Raw genomic sequence first — 14,466 nt, forward strand, 5'->3', positions numbered from 1 at the left:
GGCTTATGTCAGCACTTGCTGCGCCTCAAATAAGTTTAGAGCAAGCTCGTCAACTTGTTGAGTATCTTGAAAATGGTGAACAAGAAAAAGCCGATAAGCTGATTCTTGAAGCTGCATCGAAAGAACAATCAGAGTTGTTTGCTGAAGTCGGTAAATTGACGCGTCAGCTTCATGAAGCGTTAAAAAACTTTGACTTAGATACTCGTCTCGCCGATTTAACTACCGAAGCGATCCCAGACGCTAAGCAGCGCTTAAATTATGTTATGGAAATGACAGAAAGCGCCGCAAATAAAACCATGGATGCGGTTGAAGCAAGTTTACCGATTGCACAACAACTTGCTGATGAAATCGCAACAATAAAACCCACTTGGGATCGTTTAATGAGCCGAGAAATTGAACTCGGTGAATTTAAATCGTTATGTCATAGCTTAGATAAGTTCATGAATAACTCGCACACCAAAACCGACGAATTACAAGGTTTGATGACTAATGTGTTGATGGCTCAGGACTATCAAGACTTAACGGGGCAGGTTATCCGCCGAGTCATCGAATTAGTGCGTGAAGTAGAAGACAGTTTAATTAATCTCTTAACTGTGTTTGGCAGTCAAGAAGATGGTCATCAACAACAAGAAAAACAGGCCATAGAAAAAGCACCTGCGACCAGTGATACACTAGCAGGTCCTGAAGGGCCGATTATTGATAGTGAGTCTCGCGATGATGTTGTCTCAGGACAAGATGAAGTCGATGACCTATTATCAAGTCTGGGCTTCTAAGAGGAGAGTAGCTGCATGAGCTTTGAAGTCGATGAAGATATATTACAGGATTTCCTTGTTGAAGCAGGGGAAATCTTAGAGCTTTTGTCAGAGCAATTAGTCGAGCTTGAAAATAACCCAGAAGACAAAGATCTTTTAAACGCCATTTTTAGAGGCTTTCACACTGTAAAAGGTGGTGCAGGCTTCTTGAGCATGACAGAGCTTGTTGATGCGTGTCATGGTGCAGAGAATGTTTTCGATTTATTACGTCAAGGTGTGCGTACAGTTACACCTGAGCTGATGGATGTAATCCTACAGGCCCTCGACACTATCAATGAAATGTTCGCTACGATTCAAAATCGCGAACAACCAGAGCCCGCAGATCAAGCCCTATTAGATGTTCTTCATAAATTAAGCCAGCCACCTACAGCAGAAGAGCTCGCTGGTGAAGATATTTCTGTAGCAGGCGATGTTGCAGTTGCACCTGAAGAGCCTGTTATTGAAGAGCCAGTTGTCGATACGCCTGACGTTACAGCTGATATCGCGACAGATAATATTGATGAAGATGACCCATTTGCTTTCGACATGTTGTTTGATGGCGGTGGTCTTGCAGATAGCAAGCCTGAATCACAGAACATTGACGAAATCACCGAAGATGAATTTGAAAGCCTACTTGATGAGCTTCATGGCAAGGTCCTGCTTCAACCACGCCAGATGTAATTAGTAGCGACAGTGACGACATCACTGATGACGAATTTGACAGCTTATTAGATGAGTTACACGGCGTTGGCAATTTCGGTGAAGTAAAACAAGATAAAGTTGCTCAGCCAGAACCTGTTAAAGCTGCTGAACCTGTTGCACCAACACCTGCTGCAGAAGCAACAAGTAGTGGTTCAGACGATGAAATTAGCGATGACGAGTTTGAAGCCTTACTTGACGAATTACATGGGAAAGGCAGTGCGCCACAGTCTTTAGAAACGGCAGCGCCAGAAAAAGCCCCAGAAACGCCTAAAGCGGAGCCTGCAAAACCTGCTCAACCAGCAGCTTCAAAACCTGCGGCTCAACCTGCACCAGCAGCAAGTAAACCAGCGCCAGCTCCAGCAAAAGCACCGGAAAAAGCTCCCGTCGCTGCAGCAGCGCCAAAGAAAGCGCCACCACCACAGGCTGAAACAACCGTACGTGTTGATACAAAACGCCTTGATGAAATCATGAATATGGTGGGTGAGTTAGTATTGGTTCGTAACCGTTTGGTAAGCCTTGCTAATAACAGCAACAGCGAGTCAATGGGTAAAGCTATTTCTAATCTAGATGTGGTGACAGCAGACTTGCAAGGTGCGGTTATGAAAACCCGCATGCAGCCAATCAAGAAAGTCTTTGGTCGTTTTCCACGCGTTGTTCGTGACTTAGCGCGTAGCTTAAGAAAAGACATCAACTTACAATTAGTTGGTGAAGAAACCGATTTAGATAAAAACTTAGTAGAAGCTCTGGCCGATCCTTTAGTGCACTTAGTGCGTAACTCGGTTGACCATGGTATTGAAATGCCTGATGTGCGTGAAGCTGCAGGCAAGCCGCGTACAGGTACTGTAACCCTGTCGGCTTCGCAAGAAGGTGATCACATCCTACTTACTATCCGCGATGATGGTGCGGGTATGGATGCAGAGAAACTGAAGAAAATTGCGATCACCAAAGGTGTTATCGACCATGACCAAGCAAGCCGTTTATCAGATACAGAAGCATATAATCTAATTTTTGCGCCAGGTTTCTCAACGAAAGAAGAAATCTCTGATATTTCAGGCCGTGGCGTGGGTATGGATGTAGTGAAAACTAAAATCACCCAATTAAACGGCTCAGTTAATATTCAGTCTGAATTAGGTGTAGGGACTGCACTTGAAATCAAGGTGCCGTTGACGCTTGCGATTCTACCAACCTTAATGGTTATTGTTGGTGAGCAAACATTTGCTTTACCACTTGCTGGTGTAAGCGAAATATTCCATCTTGATTTAACGAAAACAAACGTAGTGGATGGTCAGCTGACAATTATTGTACGTGAAAAAGCGATACCGCTTTTCTACTTACAACATTGGTTAGTAAAAGGAGCCAACCGCCAAGAGCGCAAAGCAGAAGGTCACGTGGTTATTGTTCAAATAGGCACTAAACAAGTGGGCTTTGTGGTTGACTCGTTAATTGGTCAAGAAGAGGTGGTAATTAAACCTCTTGATGCATTATTGCAAGGCACACCGGGTATGGCTGGTGCAACCATCACGTCTGATGGGGGTATCGCACTTATTTTAGACGTACCTAGCATGCTGAAGCACTACGTTGGCTAATAATAAATAGTAAAGTGCAGCGCTCAAGCTGCACTTTCAATGAAATAAAACAAGAGAGTGCCAATGGCAGTCAAAGTATTAGTTGTTGATGATTCAAGCTTTTTTCGCCGTAGAGTGAGCGAAATTTTAGAGCAAGACAGCAATATTCAGGTAATTGGTTTTGCCGTAAATGGTCGTGAAGCGGTAGATAAAGCCCGTGAATTAAGACCTGATGTAATTACTATGGATGTTGAAATGCCAGTTCTTGATGGCATTAGTGCCGTGAAAGAAATAATGGCAGCAACACCGACTCCTATCTTAATGTTTTCATCACTCACCCGTGATGGCGCAACAGCAACCCTAGATGCACTGGATGCTGGGGCGTTAGATTTTTTACCGAAAAAATTCGAAGATATTGCCCGCAATAATGAAGATGCAATTGCGCTTTTACAAAATAAAGTAAAAGAAATTGGTCGTCGTCGACTTTCTCGCTTTACGCGTCCAGCGCCAGTGACCAGAACAACACCGACATCTGCGCCAACTCGTAGCACAACGACCAGCAGCGGTATTGTTCAGCCTGATCGTAGCTTTAGTCGTACTGCGACAGCGCCTGCTAGTTCATCTGCTGGATCGTCTTCATCAGTGAGTAGTATGCGTGCCTCCGGTAAAAAATATCAGTTGGTTGCGATTGGTACTTCAACTGGTGGGCCTGTGGCACTGCAAACAATTTTGACTCAGTTGCCAGCTAACTTCCCACACCCTATTTTGCTGATTCAGCATATGCCAGCGGCGTTTACGCCAGCCTTTGCTGCAAGGCTTAATGGCCTATGCAAAATCAATGTGAAAGAAGCGCAAAATGGTGACCGTTTAGTGCCAGGGACAGCTTATTTAGCACCTGGTGGTCAACAAATGCTGATTGAAGGGCGCGGCGGCTCTCGCACACTACGTGTGTTTGAAGATGACAGCCCGCGTATTACCTACAAACCTAGCGTCGATGTCACCTTTGCGAGTGCCGCAAAAACCTTTGCCGGTGATGTGCTGGCGGTAGTCTTAACTGGTATGGGCGCAGATGGCCGTGATGGTGCACGCATGCTCAAGCAAGTGGGTGCAACCATTTGGGCGCAAGATGAAAAAACTAGTGTGGTGTACGGTATGCCACAAGCTGTTGCAAACGCAGGATTAGCGAGCGAAAGCCTCGCACTCAATGATGTTGCAGCGCGCTTAACTCGTGAGACTGGCTGTGGATAAGCTCTCGTTTCTTGGCTTAATCGTTGCCTTAGGCGCCATTGCTTTTGGTTATGCACTTGAAGGCGGTGTTGTCAGTGCATTATTCAATGGTCCGGCGCTGATCATTGTTTTAGGTGGGACACTCGGGGCTGTGATGCTACAGACTCCTGGTAGTGTCTTTACCAAAACGCTTAAGATCAGTCATTGGGTGTTCTTCCCTCCGTATCATGATATTGAAGCTGCTATAGAACAAGTGAAGCGTTGGTCACACAAGGCACGTCAAGAAGGTTACTTAGCACTAGAATCTGAAGCATTATCTCATTCAGACCCGTATGCGGCAAAAGGCTTGAGTCTACTTGTTGATGGGATTGATGAACAAAAACTCAGAGATACCCTTGAGATTGATTTAATGCTAGAACGCGAACGCTTACTCGAGGTAAGCCGAGTTTACGAAGCCATGGGCGGTTATAGCCCTACAATTGGTATTCTAGGTGCGGTACTCGGGTTGATTCAGGCCATGCAATTTATCACCGATCCTGAAAAACTGGGTGCCGGTGTGGCTACTGCGTTTATCGCTACCATTTATGGTGTTGGTTTAGCCAACTTACTCTTTTTGCCAATGGCGAATAAGCTTAAGCAGCAAATTGAACAAAAAATGCTGTATCATGAATTACTTGCTGAAGGCATTATTGCTATCTCGCAAGGTGAGAGCCCACTAAATATCGAACTAAAACTTGAGGCGTATCGTGTAGAACGTCCAAGCTTAGTTGACGAGTAATTTAACATGATGCGCCGTCGCTTGCGTCATAACACGTCAAAAAACCAACACACCGAACGCTGGCTAGTTTCTTATGCCGATTACATGACCATCATGTTTGCTTTTTTTGTGGTCATGTATGCAATCGCAATTAGTAAAAATGAAGACTTTCAAATTCTCTCAGACTCTCTTGAACAGGTGTTTGAAAAGTCTGCTCGTCAGCAACAGCAGGTGGGCACAGGCGTTAACGGCACGGGCATATTAACTGACAGAGTCAGCACCGAGAACGATATTTTGTACGGTGAGAGCATTCGTAAAGAAGAGCAAGGGCCTGAGTTACTCGATGGGCAAAGCGAAACCAGCAATATTGAGAAAAAACACCTCGGCAAGCCTCTTGACAGCTTACTCACGAAATTGCAGTCTGCGCTCATTGATGAAATTCGTGATGGCGAAGCAAGTTTAGAGCTTCATCAAGATTGGCTTATCATTGAATTAAGCTCTGGAATGCTTTTTTCATCGGGCAGTGCCGTTGCACAGGAACGAGCCAAACAAGTCGTTGGCTTAGTAAAAGATATTATTGCCCCTGTTGATAATTACATTCGCGTGCGTGGTTATACCGATAATGAAGGTATTCGCAATGAGATGTTTCGTTCTAACTGGGAGTTATCGGTAGCGCGGGCTACATCGGTACTCGTCGAACTTGAAAGTTTGGGTATTAATCCAGCGCGTATGGCCATTGAAGGTTACGGACAATACTCACCATTTGTGAGTAATGATACCGAGCAAGGGCGTGCTGAAAACCGTAAAGTGGTGGTCGCCTTGTCAAAGTATGGCCTACCACCTAAAGAGCCAGAAAGCTCAGAGCAAGAGCCACAAAATCAAGCACAAGATACAACTGAAATTGAGTTGCCAAGCAATGATAACACCATTAAAGTGATTCAATTACCACATGGTGGTATTAGGATTACCACGCGCAATGAACAATAATAAGGTGTGATGTGAAAGTTTGGACCGTAGCGAATCAAAAAGGTGGGGTAGGGAAAACCACCACAGCCGTTAGCCTTGCTGGCATTCTCGCTTTACAAGGGAAGCGCGTGTTACTTATTGACACCGACCCGCATGCATCACTCACTTATTACTTTGGTATTGATTCTGAAGATCTTGAAGTCAGTGTGTACGATATATTTGCACGCGGCAACAGTATGGCAAGTGAAGAAATTTTACAGGCTTTATGCCCATCAACACTTGAAAATCTTGATATTTTACCTGCGACTATGGCAATCGCGACGCTTGATAGAAGCATGGGTAATAAAAATGGCATGGGCTTAATACTGAAAAAAGCACTCGCCAAGATTAGCGAGCATTATGATTACGCGATTATTGATTGCCCGCCTGTTTTAGGCGTTTTGATGGTCAATGCTCTTGCAGCTAGCGAACGAATTTTAGTGCCAGTACAAACTGAGTTTTTGGCTTTAAAAGGGCTTGATCGTATGATGCGCACCATGGAGCTGATGCAAACATCACAAGCCAAACAGTATCAATATACGATTATTCCAACAATGTATGACAAACGCACTAAAGCATCACTTGAAGCTTATAAGACTCTGCAGGATAATTACAAAGACAAAGTATGGTCAGGTGTCGTGCCTGTCGATACAAAATTTAGAGATGCTAGTTTAGCACAACAAGTGCCGATTCAATTTTGCCCGCGTTCACGTGGGGTATTTGCCTATCGCGCACTGCTTGATTACTTAGTTGCACAAGGTTAGAGATGAGTAAGCATTTATTTGCCAATGAAAAAGTGATGACCCAATATTTGGGCGCTTTGTTGTGTGAAGATGAGCCTACAGACCAAAACCTTGAGCCTGTCGCAAAGCTGTTAGAGCAGGTTAAAGAGCCAGAAACAAAGACAGAAGAAAAGCTGACGGAAATTCTGCCTACCCCAGAACCTGTTTTACCAACCCCTGAACCGACTAAAGAGCTTGAGAAAACCGAGAACCAAGCTAATATCAAAGATATAGTTGAAGAACCTAAAGCAGAACTGGTTGCAAAAACATCGTCTGATCGCCAAGAAGACTATTTTGATGGTGAATTTCAGGCATTGTTCTTCGAAGTGGCGGGGTTAACGCTCGCCGTGCCGTTAAAAGCATTAGGGGGAATTCATCAGCTGGCAGAGGTTAACCAATTATTTGGTAAGCCTAAATGGTTTAAAGGCGTGATGCTGAACCGTGAAGAAAAACTGAATGTTGTTGATACTGCACGTTGGGTTATGCCAGAAAAATATGATGAAAAATTAGAACAATCATTAAATTATCAGTATTTAATCACCTTAGGTGACAGTCAATGGGGATTGTTGGCTGAAAAGCTCGTCAATAATATTACGCTTCGAAAAGAAGATGTAAAATGGCGAACTAAATCAGGTAAGCGGCCTTGGCTTGCAGGTGTCATCAAAGAGAAAATGTGCGCCTTGATTGACGTTGAAAATTTATATCAATTGCTAGAGCAGGGCTTAGACAGCCGTGAGCAGTAACTATTTTTACGGAGTAATAGCATGAGTGGAGAAAGACTACTGTCAGCTAATAAAAATGCTGATAGCAACGATGAAGTGTTACAGTGGGTAACCTTTAAACTTGAAGAAGAAACGTACGGCATTAATGTAATGCAAGTACAAGAAGTACTTCGCTATACTGAAATTGCTCCTGTACCAGGTGCACCGTCTTATGTGTTAGGTATCATTAACTTACGTGGTAACGTTGTGACGGTAATCGACACGCGTGCACGTTTTGGTTTAATGGGTGCAGAAGTCACTGATAACTCACGTATCGTGATCATTGAAGCTGAAAAGCAAGTGATCGGTATTTTGGTCGACAGTGTGGCTGAAGTGGTTTACCTACGTAGCTCTGAAATTGATAGTGCGCCAAATATCGGCACAGAAGAAAGTGCTAAGTTTATCCAAGGCGTATCTAACCGTGATGGTGAGCTATTGATCTTGGTTGATCTTAATAAATTACTAAATGACGATGAGTGGGACGAGCTAAGCGCACTATAAGCGTTTGGAAATTATATGCTGTTATACTCTTTGTTTGGTGCCTCAATCTTACTTGTATTAGTGTGTTTGGGGCTTATTTTTGTCAATAACAATAAACAAGCGGCGGCAATTCAGGCCAAGCAAAAACAGCTGCAAGAAGCTCAACAGCAATTGAGTATTCTTCGTAGCGAAGTGGCTGAAATGCGTGCCGGCATGCTAAGTATTGGCAAACGTGTTGTCGCTGTTGAAGAAAAAAGTAAAGAGCTTGAACAGCTGCAAGATGCACAGAAATATGATGATCCGAATGCGAAAATTTATTCGCGAGCGGTTAAAATGGTTGAGCTAGGTGCTGATTTAGAAGAAATAATTCGTGAATGCGAATTACCCAGAGCCGAAGCTGAGCTACTCATGTCACTTCATAAACAAAAAGGCGCCCAATAAGGCGCTTTTTTATTTGAATCTGAGCACTAGGCTTGAATGTTGAGCTTACCCTGAAAATCGTGCCAACCCGGCGGAAATTTACCCCGCAATACGTACGAAAAAGCAATTAACTCAGCAATGACATAGTAAAGCTCTTTCGGTATTTCTTCACCTAACTCAAGATGAGACAGAGTTTGGGCTAAATCAGCATCTTGGTGTATCAGAATACCTTTTTGCTCGGCGAGCTTGATTATTTCTTCAGCCAATTCACCAAAGCCTTTACTGGTCACTTTTGGCGAGCTGCCAGCTTCGTAGAGTAGGCCTATCGCAGATTTATGCATCGCGTGTTCACTCATAAAAATTACACCTTAATGTTGATAATCGCATGCGATTTATAAAAAGCCTGATGGTTTGACACACCTTGCTGCAGGTTTAGTTCTCCCACATTTAAGCCATGGCTTGCAAGCTTATGACGTAACGTTTCTAAGTGCGGATGAGCGAGTGCGGTTACTTCTTGCGAAGAAGCAAGTAACTGACAATCAACCGCTTTATCCATCACCTCTGCGGTAATTTGTAACTTGCCAAGCTGTGCATAGTCAAAGTTTAACCGCACAAACCAAACATTTTTTGCTTCGAGTTTATTTTTACTTGGCTTTTTATACTGTCCTAAGCTGATTTCTGTTTGCCCTGTTTCAGGAGGTAACTTCATCGGCAAGAAAAACTGCGCCAAAGCACTGTTATCTTGTTGCTGATTGATGGGCGTTGTCTGCACTTGGGTCAGAGTCTGTTTGAGTTGAGATACTTCAGCGGCCATTGCTTGCATCGTTGGCTGTTGCAATTGCTCGAGTAACTTGCTGCCGTTAACGGCTTTAAAATTGGGCACTAACACTTGCAGTAATGCATCAAGACCTGTTTGATTATTGAAGCTAATACTCGTTGGTGCTTGATTGATAATGGGTGCTGCCAGTGAAGCCACCGCTAATTGCTCTAAACCTTGGCTAAAGCTCGCTTGCTGAGTTTGGCTAGGTAATGCGGTTGGTCTGAGAATACTTAAAAGCTCTCGCTCAATTGTTGTCGGGTGCATGTTTTGACTAGAGATCATGCGATTAAACGCTTGATTCACGAGTCGATTCAAATCTACCGAAGACGAGGTGTTTTGCTCACTCAGGGCTACAAGTTTTTCTGTTAATTGCACTGGCAGTGGCGTACTTATTAACGGCTTACTTTCCGGAAGTGGTAATAACTTAGCAATCAACGCGGCTTCAATGGGCCTTATCGGCAATAAGGGTTGAGCTAAGTTTGGCTCTTTTGCTGCTAAAAAGGGGGCATGCAATTGAGTTTGCTGCTGAGCAACTTTTTGCAACCCTTGAGCTTGTTCACTAATTGCTTGAGTCGCTAATGCGGTTTGTTTTATTGGCTCATTAGGTCCTGCTACAAGGTTTTTAGCCACAGTTTTTATAACTTGCTCAGCGTGTTGCTGCAAAGGTGCTGATGACCCTTTTATCTCTGGCTTTACATTTTGCGTCAGCGAATTGGGTGCTGTGCTTAATGGCGTCTGTTTAGTTTGAGAGGCCGGCTCACTGGCATTGTTGAGTACTGAATTAGCAAAGTTACTTTTAACTTGAGCGAGTTGCTCTGAGGCTGGTTTGTCAGGTTTTATGGCAGTAACAGCGCTGTTAACCGCTTTGTTGTCTGCAGGTGTTTGTTGCAAAGCCGTAACCGTTTTCAAAGCAGGATTCTGCGCTTTACTATTGATTGCTATTTGTGTGACAGGGAGCTGCGCGCTGACAAGCGGCTCCAAACTGACTTTTATGCGTTGCAATAACTGTATTAAAGGCGGCGCATTATTATAGCTTACAGGTAAACTCACTTGCTTTGCCGACAGAGTGATTGTTATTGGTGAGTCTGGTTGTTTAGTTGTGGGTAATGGTCCATTCGCTGCAATTGAGTCACTGGCTTTTGGGGATATGTGAGGCGCCGCTTGTTGTAATGCGCTTTGCTGAACAGCGGCAAACTTTACAATGTCGATTTGTTTGGCATTAAAACCTAGTTGGCTAATTGTGTTTTTGCTATCAACCGGCTGACTGGTTGACTGATTAACCGTTGCTTTTGTGGTGGCAGGGAGCTTTTCAAAATAGCGCACGGCATCACTAATACGCGTTTTTAAATCAGCAAAACTGTCTTTTAGCCAGGAGCTGATTGGAGAGTGTGAGCTACTCGATGGCGCAAGCAACGCACTCTTAGGTTCAACTGCTTGGCTTTTTAACGCTTGAATGAATGTCTCTGACAGCGAGTTCTTCAACAACACTTGCTGAACTGGCATTTTATTTACTAGTTCTAATGTTTCTTTAACTGAGTGAGGGGTTACTTTTAGTGCGTGTGGATGAAATTGCCACTGCGCTTGAATTTGCTTAGCTTGCTTTGGTGAAATAGTTGATAGCGGCAATGTTAATTCGTTGCTTTGCTTGCTGGCAACGCTCAGCTGCACTTGTTGCCCAGCTAATTTTAAGTTCATTTCGGGGGTTAGCTTTGCCACCAACTCAGCCACTTTTTGTTGACTAACCGTCTGTTGATGAAGTGAATCTCCAAAGCGGTTAATAATGTTTAAGTTAAAGCTGCTTTGTTGGTTGGTCGCTGGGAGCAAAATAGCTTTAAGTGGCGCTTCGGCTTTTAAAAGTGCAACAAGGCTATTGTTAAGGGCAAACTCAGCCTTTAATGCGGGTAGTTGTAACAAGGCCTTGCTATCTGCAATTTGAGCAGGATAGGGCGCGGTAGTATGTGCATTTCCTTGCGTTAGCAAGTTCAGCAGTGCTTGTAATTGCTGGCTTTTACCTAGTGTAATCGTCAGCGGTGCTGGTGTAATACTCAGTTGTTTACCATCACTACTTAATTGAATATTGGCCGCTAAAAAGCGCTCAGTTTTAAGGTTTTCTTGCTCTGTTGATAAGCGTAATGTTTGCCATGAGTTATTGATTAGCACGTCCATTTGTACACTGTGCTTACCAATCACAATATTACGGGCAGTCACGTTCTGCTCAGCCAGCATTTTTAAGGCATCATTGGATGAATGCTGTGATGCGCTGCTTATCGCTTTTGGATCAAGGTTAAGCTGAGTGCTGAGAGTCAACTGGCTTTGTTTATTCATTATTTTAGATCAAATATAAGTTAATCGTTTTAAAGCAATATTCGTATTACCCTATCATTATGGTAGACTAACGCCTAATTTTGGGTATAGAGAATCGTCATCTTGTTACACATTAAGGCCGTCACCTGCATCAAGCAAGATCGTTGTTTGTTTGCGGATCTTAATTTCAGCTTGAAATCGGGACAAATTATGCAATTAGCTGGTCCGAATGGGGCTGGTAAAACATCATTATTGCGTATTATCGCGGGTTTCGCTATGGCGGATGAAGGCGATGTATTTTTCCAAGAGCGTTCTATTTCAAAATACTATGATGAATATGCACAAGAGCTGCTGTTCATTGGCCATAAAACGGGTGTAAATACACAGCTTACCGCCCTAGAAAATGTCGCATTTTGGCTAAAAATTAATGGCTACGATAGTAAACAAGACTTGTATCCGATCCTAGCTAAAATTGGCTTGGTAGGTCTTGAAGATGTGCCTGTTCGTATGTTGTCAGCAGGGCAACAGCGCCGTGTAGCTCTAGTTAGGCTGTGGTTAAACAATGCCAAACTATGGATCCTTGATGAGCCATTTACTGCACTTGATAAAAGCGGTGTTGCATTTTTGCAAGAACGTTTTGTCGAGCACTTAAATGCAGGTGGGGCGATTCTTTTAACCACTCACCAAGATTTAACAACACAATTTAGTGATCTAAAAACAGTGACTTTGGAGTATCGCCACTGATGGTAAAACAGCATTCGTATTGGCAATTATTCTCTGCGGTTTTTTCTAAAGATCTTAAATTAGCGTTTCGTCAGCGTGCTGAAATCGTTAACCCTATCTTGTTTTTTCTGATTGTTATTACACTTTTTCCGTTAGCAATTGGCCCTGAGCCCGGTCTACTTGCTCGTATGGCGCCAGGCATTATTTGGGTCGCTGCATTACTGTCAACCATGTTAGGCCTTGATAAGCTATTTCGCGATGACTATCACGACGGAACATTAGAGCAATTAATCGCGTCGTCATACCCATTACCGTTGACGGTGCTTGCAAAAGTGGCTGCTCATTGGGTGATCACGGGGCTGCCATTAGTACTGATGACGCCGGTATTTGCTTTGTTATTGAATTTAGAAAGTTCAGCGCTGTTAGCAACCGTTCTAACATTATTGTTGGGTACGCCATTGCTTAGCTTCATTGGCGCAATTGGCGCTGGACTGACTGTGGGACTGCAAAAAGGCGGTATTTTGATGAGTTTGCTTGTTTTGCCTTTGTATATCCCTGTACTAATTTTTGCAACCTCGGCTATTGATACCAGCTCTATGGAGCTTGCCTATAGCGGGCAGCTTGCAATCCTTGGTGCCATGCTAATCGTAGCGATTATAGCGGCGCCAATTGCCATATCGTCAGCATTGAAAGTGAGTGTAAGTTAATATGTGGAAGTGGTTACATCCCTACGCAAAAGCAGATCGTGCTTACCAATTGTGTAACACCTTACTGCCTTATTTCGCCGTCGTTACGGTGGTTTGTATGATTGTTGGATGGGTCTGGGGGCTTGCTTATGCCCCTGCCGATTACCAACAAAAAGACAGCTACCGAATTATTTTTATCCATGTGCCTTCAGCTATTTTATCTATGGGCGCTTACTCTTCTATGGCGATTGCAGCAGTGATCGCACTAGTATGGCAATTACGTAATGCAGAGCTTGCTGTGATTGCAATTGCACCCGTTGGGGCATGTGTGACAGCGATAGCATTAATCACCGGTGCAGCATGGGGTAAACCTATGTGGGGCGCATGGTGGGTATGGGATGCACGCCTTACGTCTGAGCTTATTCTGTTATTTTTGTATTTAGGCGTTTTATCGCTTTATCATGCTTTTGAAGATAAAAAAGCAGCGGGTCGCGCAGCGTGTATTTTAGCCATTGTTGGGGTTATCAACTTACCGATTATTCACTTCTCGGTAGAGTGGTGGAATACCTTGCACCAAGGTGCAACTATTACAAAATTTGATACTAAAGCCATTGATCCAAGTATGTTTTGGCCATTAATGGTGAACATTGTTGCGTTTGCAGGTTTTGTTGGTGTGGTGACCTTAATTCGCCTTAAAAACGAAATTTTACAACGTGAAAAGCACCGCCCGTGGGTGCGTGATATGCTTGAGCGAGGTTAATCATGCAGTTTGATTCTTTTGCAGATTTTATTGCCATGGGTGGCTATGGCTTTTATGTTTGGTTGTCTTTTGGCAGCTGTGCATTGATTTTACTCGGTATTTTATTTAGTTCGTTAAACGATACAAAACGTATTTTCTCTTCAGTAAAGCAGCAAGCACTACGTGAAGAGCGCATTAAGAAAGCGAAGCAAGAGGCAGGGCAATGAATCCAAGACGTAAAAAACGTTTATTAGCTGTTGTAGCCATTATTTTTGGTGTGGGTGCAACCATTGGTTTAGTGCTGTACGCACTGCAAGAAAACATTAATTTGTTCTATACCCCAAGCGAACTTGTTGAGGGTAAAGGCCCGAACAAAGAAAAACCGCATGTCGGTCAAAAGCTCCGCATTGGTGGTATGGTTGTACCTGGCTCAGTTGTACGTGACGAAGCAAGCTTGAAAGTGAGCTTCAAATTGATCGATAAAGGCCCTATGGTGACAATTAATTATCAAGGGATATTGCCGGACTTATTCCGTGAAGGCCAAGGGATTGTGGCACAGGGCGTGTTAGTAAAAGCCAATGAAATTGATGCCTTTGAAGTGCTTGCAAAGCATGATGAAGAATACATGCCAGCAGAGGTTGCTGAAGCTGTGAAGGGTATCAAACACGAGAAACCGACGTATAACTTAGATAGCGGCAATTAAT

Annotated in this window: 15 protein-coding genes and 1 pseudogene; 14 read left to right on the plus strand and 2 right to left on the minus strand. The window is 43.6% G+C overall.

Annotation, left to right across the window (positions count from 1 at the left end; all coding sequences use genetic code 11):
- Nucleotides 1-5: 5 nt before the first annotated feature.
- The 9 genes and pseudogenes from NH153_RS18280 to NH153_RS18320 all read left to right on the plus strand — a co-directional run bounded on the left by NH153_RS18280 (nucleotide 6) and on the right by NH153_RS18320 (nucleotide 8,511).
- Entirely contained in the window at nucleotides 6-773 is a 768-nt protein-coding gene (locus NH153_RS18280; protein WP_063706616.1) for a protein phosphatase CheZ, read from the plus strand.
- Nucleotides 774-788: 15 nt separating this feature from the next.
- Nucleotides 789-3,079, plus strand: a pseudogene (locus NH153_RS18285) (chemotaxis protein CheA).
- Nucleotides 3,080-3,142: 63 nt separating this feature from the next.
- Nucleotides 3,143-4,306: a protein-glutamate methylesterase/protein-glutamine glutaminase gene (locus NH153_RS18290; RefSeq protein WP_063706618.1), complete on the plus strand. Its 1,164-nt coding sequence runs from the start codon at nucleotides 3,143-3,145 to the stop codon at nucleotides 4,304-4,306.
- On the plus strand, nucleotides 4,299-5,063 hold the full coding sequence (locus NH153_RS18295; RefSeq protein WP_063706620.1) for a flagellar motor protein: 765 nt from the start codon (nucleotides 4,299-4,301) through the stop codon (nucleotides 5,061-5,063). The genes NH153_RS18290 and NH153_RS18295 overlap by 8 nt, the downstream gene beginning before the upstream one ends.
- A gap of 6 nt (nucleotides 5,064-5,069) precedes the next feature.
- Nucleotides 5,070-6,029, plus strand: coding sequence for a flagellar motor protein MotB (locus NH153_RS18300; protein WP_063706622.1), 960 nt, complete (start codon nucleotides 5,070-5,072; stop codon nucleotides 6,027-6,029).
- Between the two features lie 11 nt (nucleotides 6,030-6,040).
- Nucleotides 6,041-6,811, plus strand: coding sequence for a ParA family protein (locus NH153_RS18305; RefSeq protein ID WP_063706624.1), 771 nt, complete (start codon nucleotides 6,041-6,043; stop codon nucleotides 6,809-6,811).
- A gap of 2 nt (nucleotides 6,812-6,813) precedes the next feature.
- Nucleotides 6,814-7,572, plus strand: coding sequence for a chemotaxis protein CheW (locus NH153_RS18310; RefSeq protein WP_063706626.1), 759 nt, complete (start codon nucleotides 6,814-6,816; stop codon nucleotides 7,570-7,572).
- 21 nt (nucleotides 7,573-7,593) lie between these two features.
- Nucleotides 7,594-8,091 (plus strand): chemotaxis protein CheW, encoded by a 498-nt coding sequence (locus NH153_RS18315; RefSeq protein ID WP_063706628.1) that lies wholly within the window; start codon nucleotides 7,594-7,596, stop codon nucleotides 8,089-8,091.
- Between the two features lie 15 nt (nucleotides 8,092-8,106).
- Nucleotides 8,107-8,511 (plus strand): DUF2802 domain-containing protein, encoded by a 405-nt coding sequence (locus tag NH153_RS18320; RefSeq protein WP_055020709.1) that lies wholly within the window; start codon nucleotides 8,107-8,109, stop codon nucleotides 8,509-8,511.
- Nucleotides 8,512-8,537: 26 nt separating this feature from the next.
- Here NH153_RS18320 and NH153_RS18325 read toward each other — a convergent pair whose 3' ends face one another.
- Complete coding sequence (locus NH153_RS18325; protein WP_063706630.1) at nucleotides 8,538-8,846, minus strand: EscU/YscU/HrcU family type III secretion system export apparatus switch protein; 309 nt, start codon at nucleotides 8,844-8,846, stop codon at nucleotides 8,538-8,540.
- 5 nt (nucleotides 8,847-8,851) lie between these two features.
- Nucleotides 8,852-11,635: a flagellar hook-length control protein FliK gene (gene fliK / locus NH153_RS18330; RefSeq protein WP_063706631.1), complete on the minus strand. Its 2,784-nt coding sequence runs from the start codon at nucleotides 11,633-11,635 to the stop codon at nucleotides 8,852-8,854.
- Between the two features lie 102 nt (nucleotides 11,636-11,737).
- On the opposite strand from fliK, the gene ccmA reads away from it, so the two are divergent.
- Genes ccmA through ccmE form a run of 5 tightly spaced genes read left to right on the plus strand, consistent with a single transcriptional unit; the run spans nucleotide 11,738 to nucleotide 14,465 of the window.
- Nucleotides 11,738-12,358: a cytochrome c biogenesis heme-transporting ATPase CcmA gene (gene ccmA, locus NH153_RS18335; RefSeq protein ID WP_082874107.1), complete on the plus strand. Its 621-nt coding sequence runs from the start codon at nucleotides 11,738-11,740 to the stop codon at nucleotides 12,356-12,358.
- Nucleotides 12,358-13,044: a heme exporter protein CcmB gene (gene ccmB, locus NH153_RS18340; protein ID WP_054553246.1), complete on the plus strand. Its 687-nt coding sequence runs from the start codon at nucleotides 12,358-12,360 to the stop codon at nucleotides 13,042-13,044. Before ccmA ends, ccmB begins: the two co-directional genes overlap by 1 nt.
- Nucleotide 13,045: 1 nt before the next feature.
- Nucleotides 13,046-13,783, plus strand: coding sequence for a heme ABC transporter permease (locus NH153_RS18345; protein ID WP_063706635.1), 738 nt, complete (start codon nucleotides 13,046-13,048; stop codon nucleotides 13,781-13,783).
- Nucleotides 13,784-13,785: 2 nt separating this feature from the next.
- Nucleotides 13,786-13,989, plus strand: coding sequence for a heme exporter protein CcmD (ccmD, locus tag NH153_RS18350; RefSeq protein WP_063706636.1), 204 nt, complete (start codon nucleotides 13,786-13,788; stop codon nucleotides 13,987-13,989).
- On the plus strand, nucleotides 13,986-14,465 hold the full coding sequence (gene ccmE, locus NH153_RS18355) for a cytochrome c maturation protein CcmE (RefSeq protein ID WP_063706638.1): 480 nt from the start codon (nucleotides 13,986-13,988) through the stop codon (nucleotides 14,463-14,465). The genes ccmD and ccmE overlap by 4 nt, the downstream gene beginning before the upstream one ends.
- Nucleotide 14,466 lies beyond the last annotated feature (1 nt).

The organism is Pseudoalteromonas gelatinilytica (genome assembly GCF_001641615.1).
Lineage (GTDB): Bacteria > Pseudomonadota > Gammaproteobacteria > Enterobacterales > Alteromonadaceae > Pseudoalteromonas > Pseudoalteromonas gelatinilytica.

Coding starts and splice junctions, on each gene's coding strand:
- NH153_RS18325 (WP_063706630.1), bottom strand. CDS start 8,846: ATGAGTGAACACGCGATGCATAAATCTGCGATAGGCCTACTCTACGAA.
- ccmD (WP_063706636.1), top strand. CDS start 13,786: ATGCAGTTTGATTCTTTTGCAGATTTTATTGCCATGGGTGGCTATGGC.
- ccmE (WP_063706638.1), top strand. CDS start 13,986: ATGAATCCAAGACGTAAAAAACGTTTATTAGCTGTTGTAGCCATTATT.
- NH153_RS18345 (WP_063706635.1), top strand. CDS start 13,046: ATGTGGAAGTGGTTACATCCCTACGCAAAAGCAGATCGTGCTTACCAA.
- NH153_RS18300 (WP_063706622.1), top strand. CDS start 5,070: ATGATGCGCCGTCGCTTGCGTCATAACACGTCAAAAAACCAACACACC.
- NH153_RS18280 (WP_063706616.1), top strand. CDS start 6: ATGTCAGCACTTGCTGCGCCTCAAATAAGTTTAGAGCAAGCTCGTCAA.
- NH153_RS18320 (WP_055020709.1), top strand. CDS start 8,107: ATGCTGTTATACTCTTTGTTTGGTGCCTCAATCTTACTTGTATTAGTG.
- NH153_RS18310 (WP_063706626.1), top strand. CDS start 6,814: ATGAGTAAGCATTTATTTGCCAATGAAAAAGTGATGACCCAATATTTG.
- NH153_RS18290 (WP_063706618.1), top strand. CDS start 3,143: ATGGCAGTCAAAGTATTAGTTGTTGATGATTCAAGCTTTTTTCGCCGT.
- NH153_RS18315 (WP_063706628.1), top strand. CDS start 7,594: ATGAGTGGAGAAAGACTACTGTCAGCTAATAAAAATGCTGATAGCAAC.
- fliK (WP_063706631.1), bottom strand. CDS start 11,635: ATGAATAAACAAAGCCAGTTGACTCTCAGCACTCAGCTTAACCTTGAT.
- ccmB (WP_054553246.1), top strand. CDS start 12,358: ATGGTAAAACAGCATTCGTATTGGCAATTATTCTCTGCGGTTTTTTCT.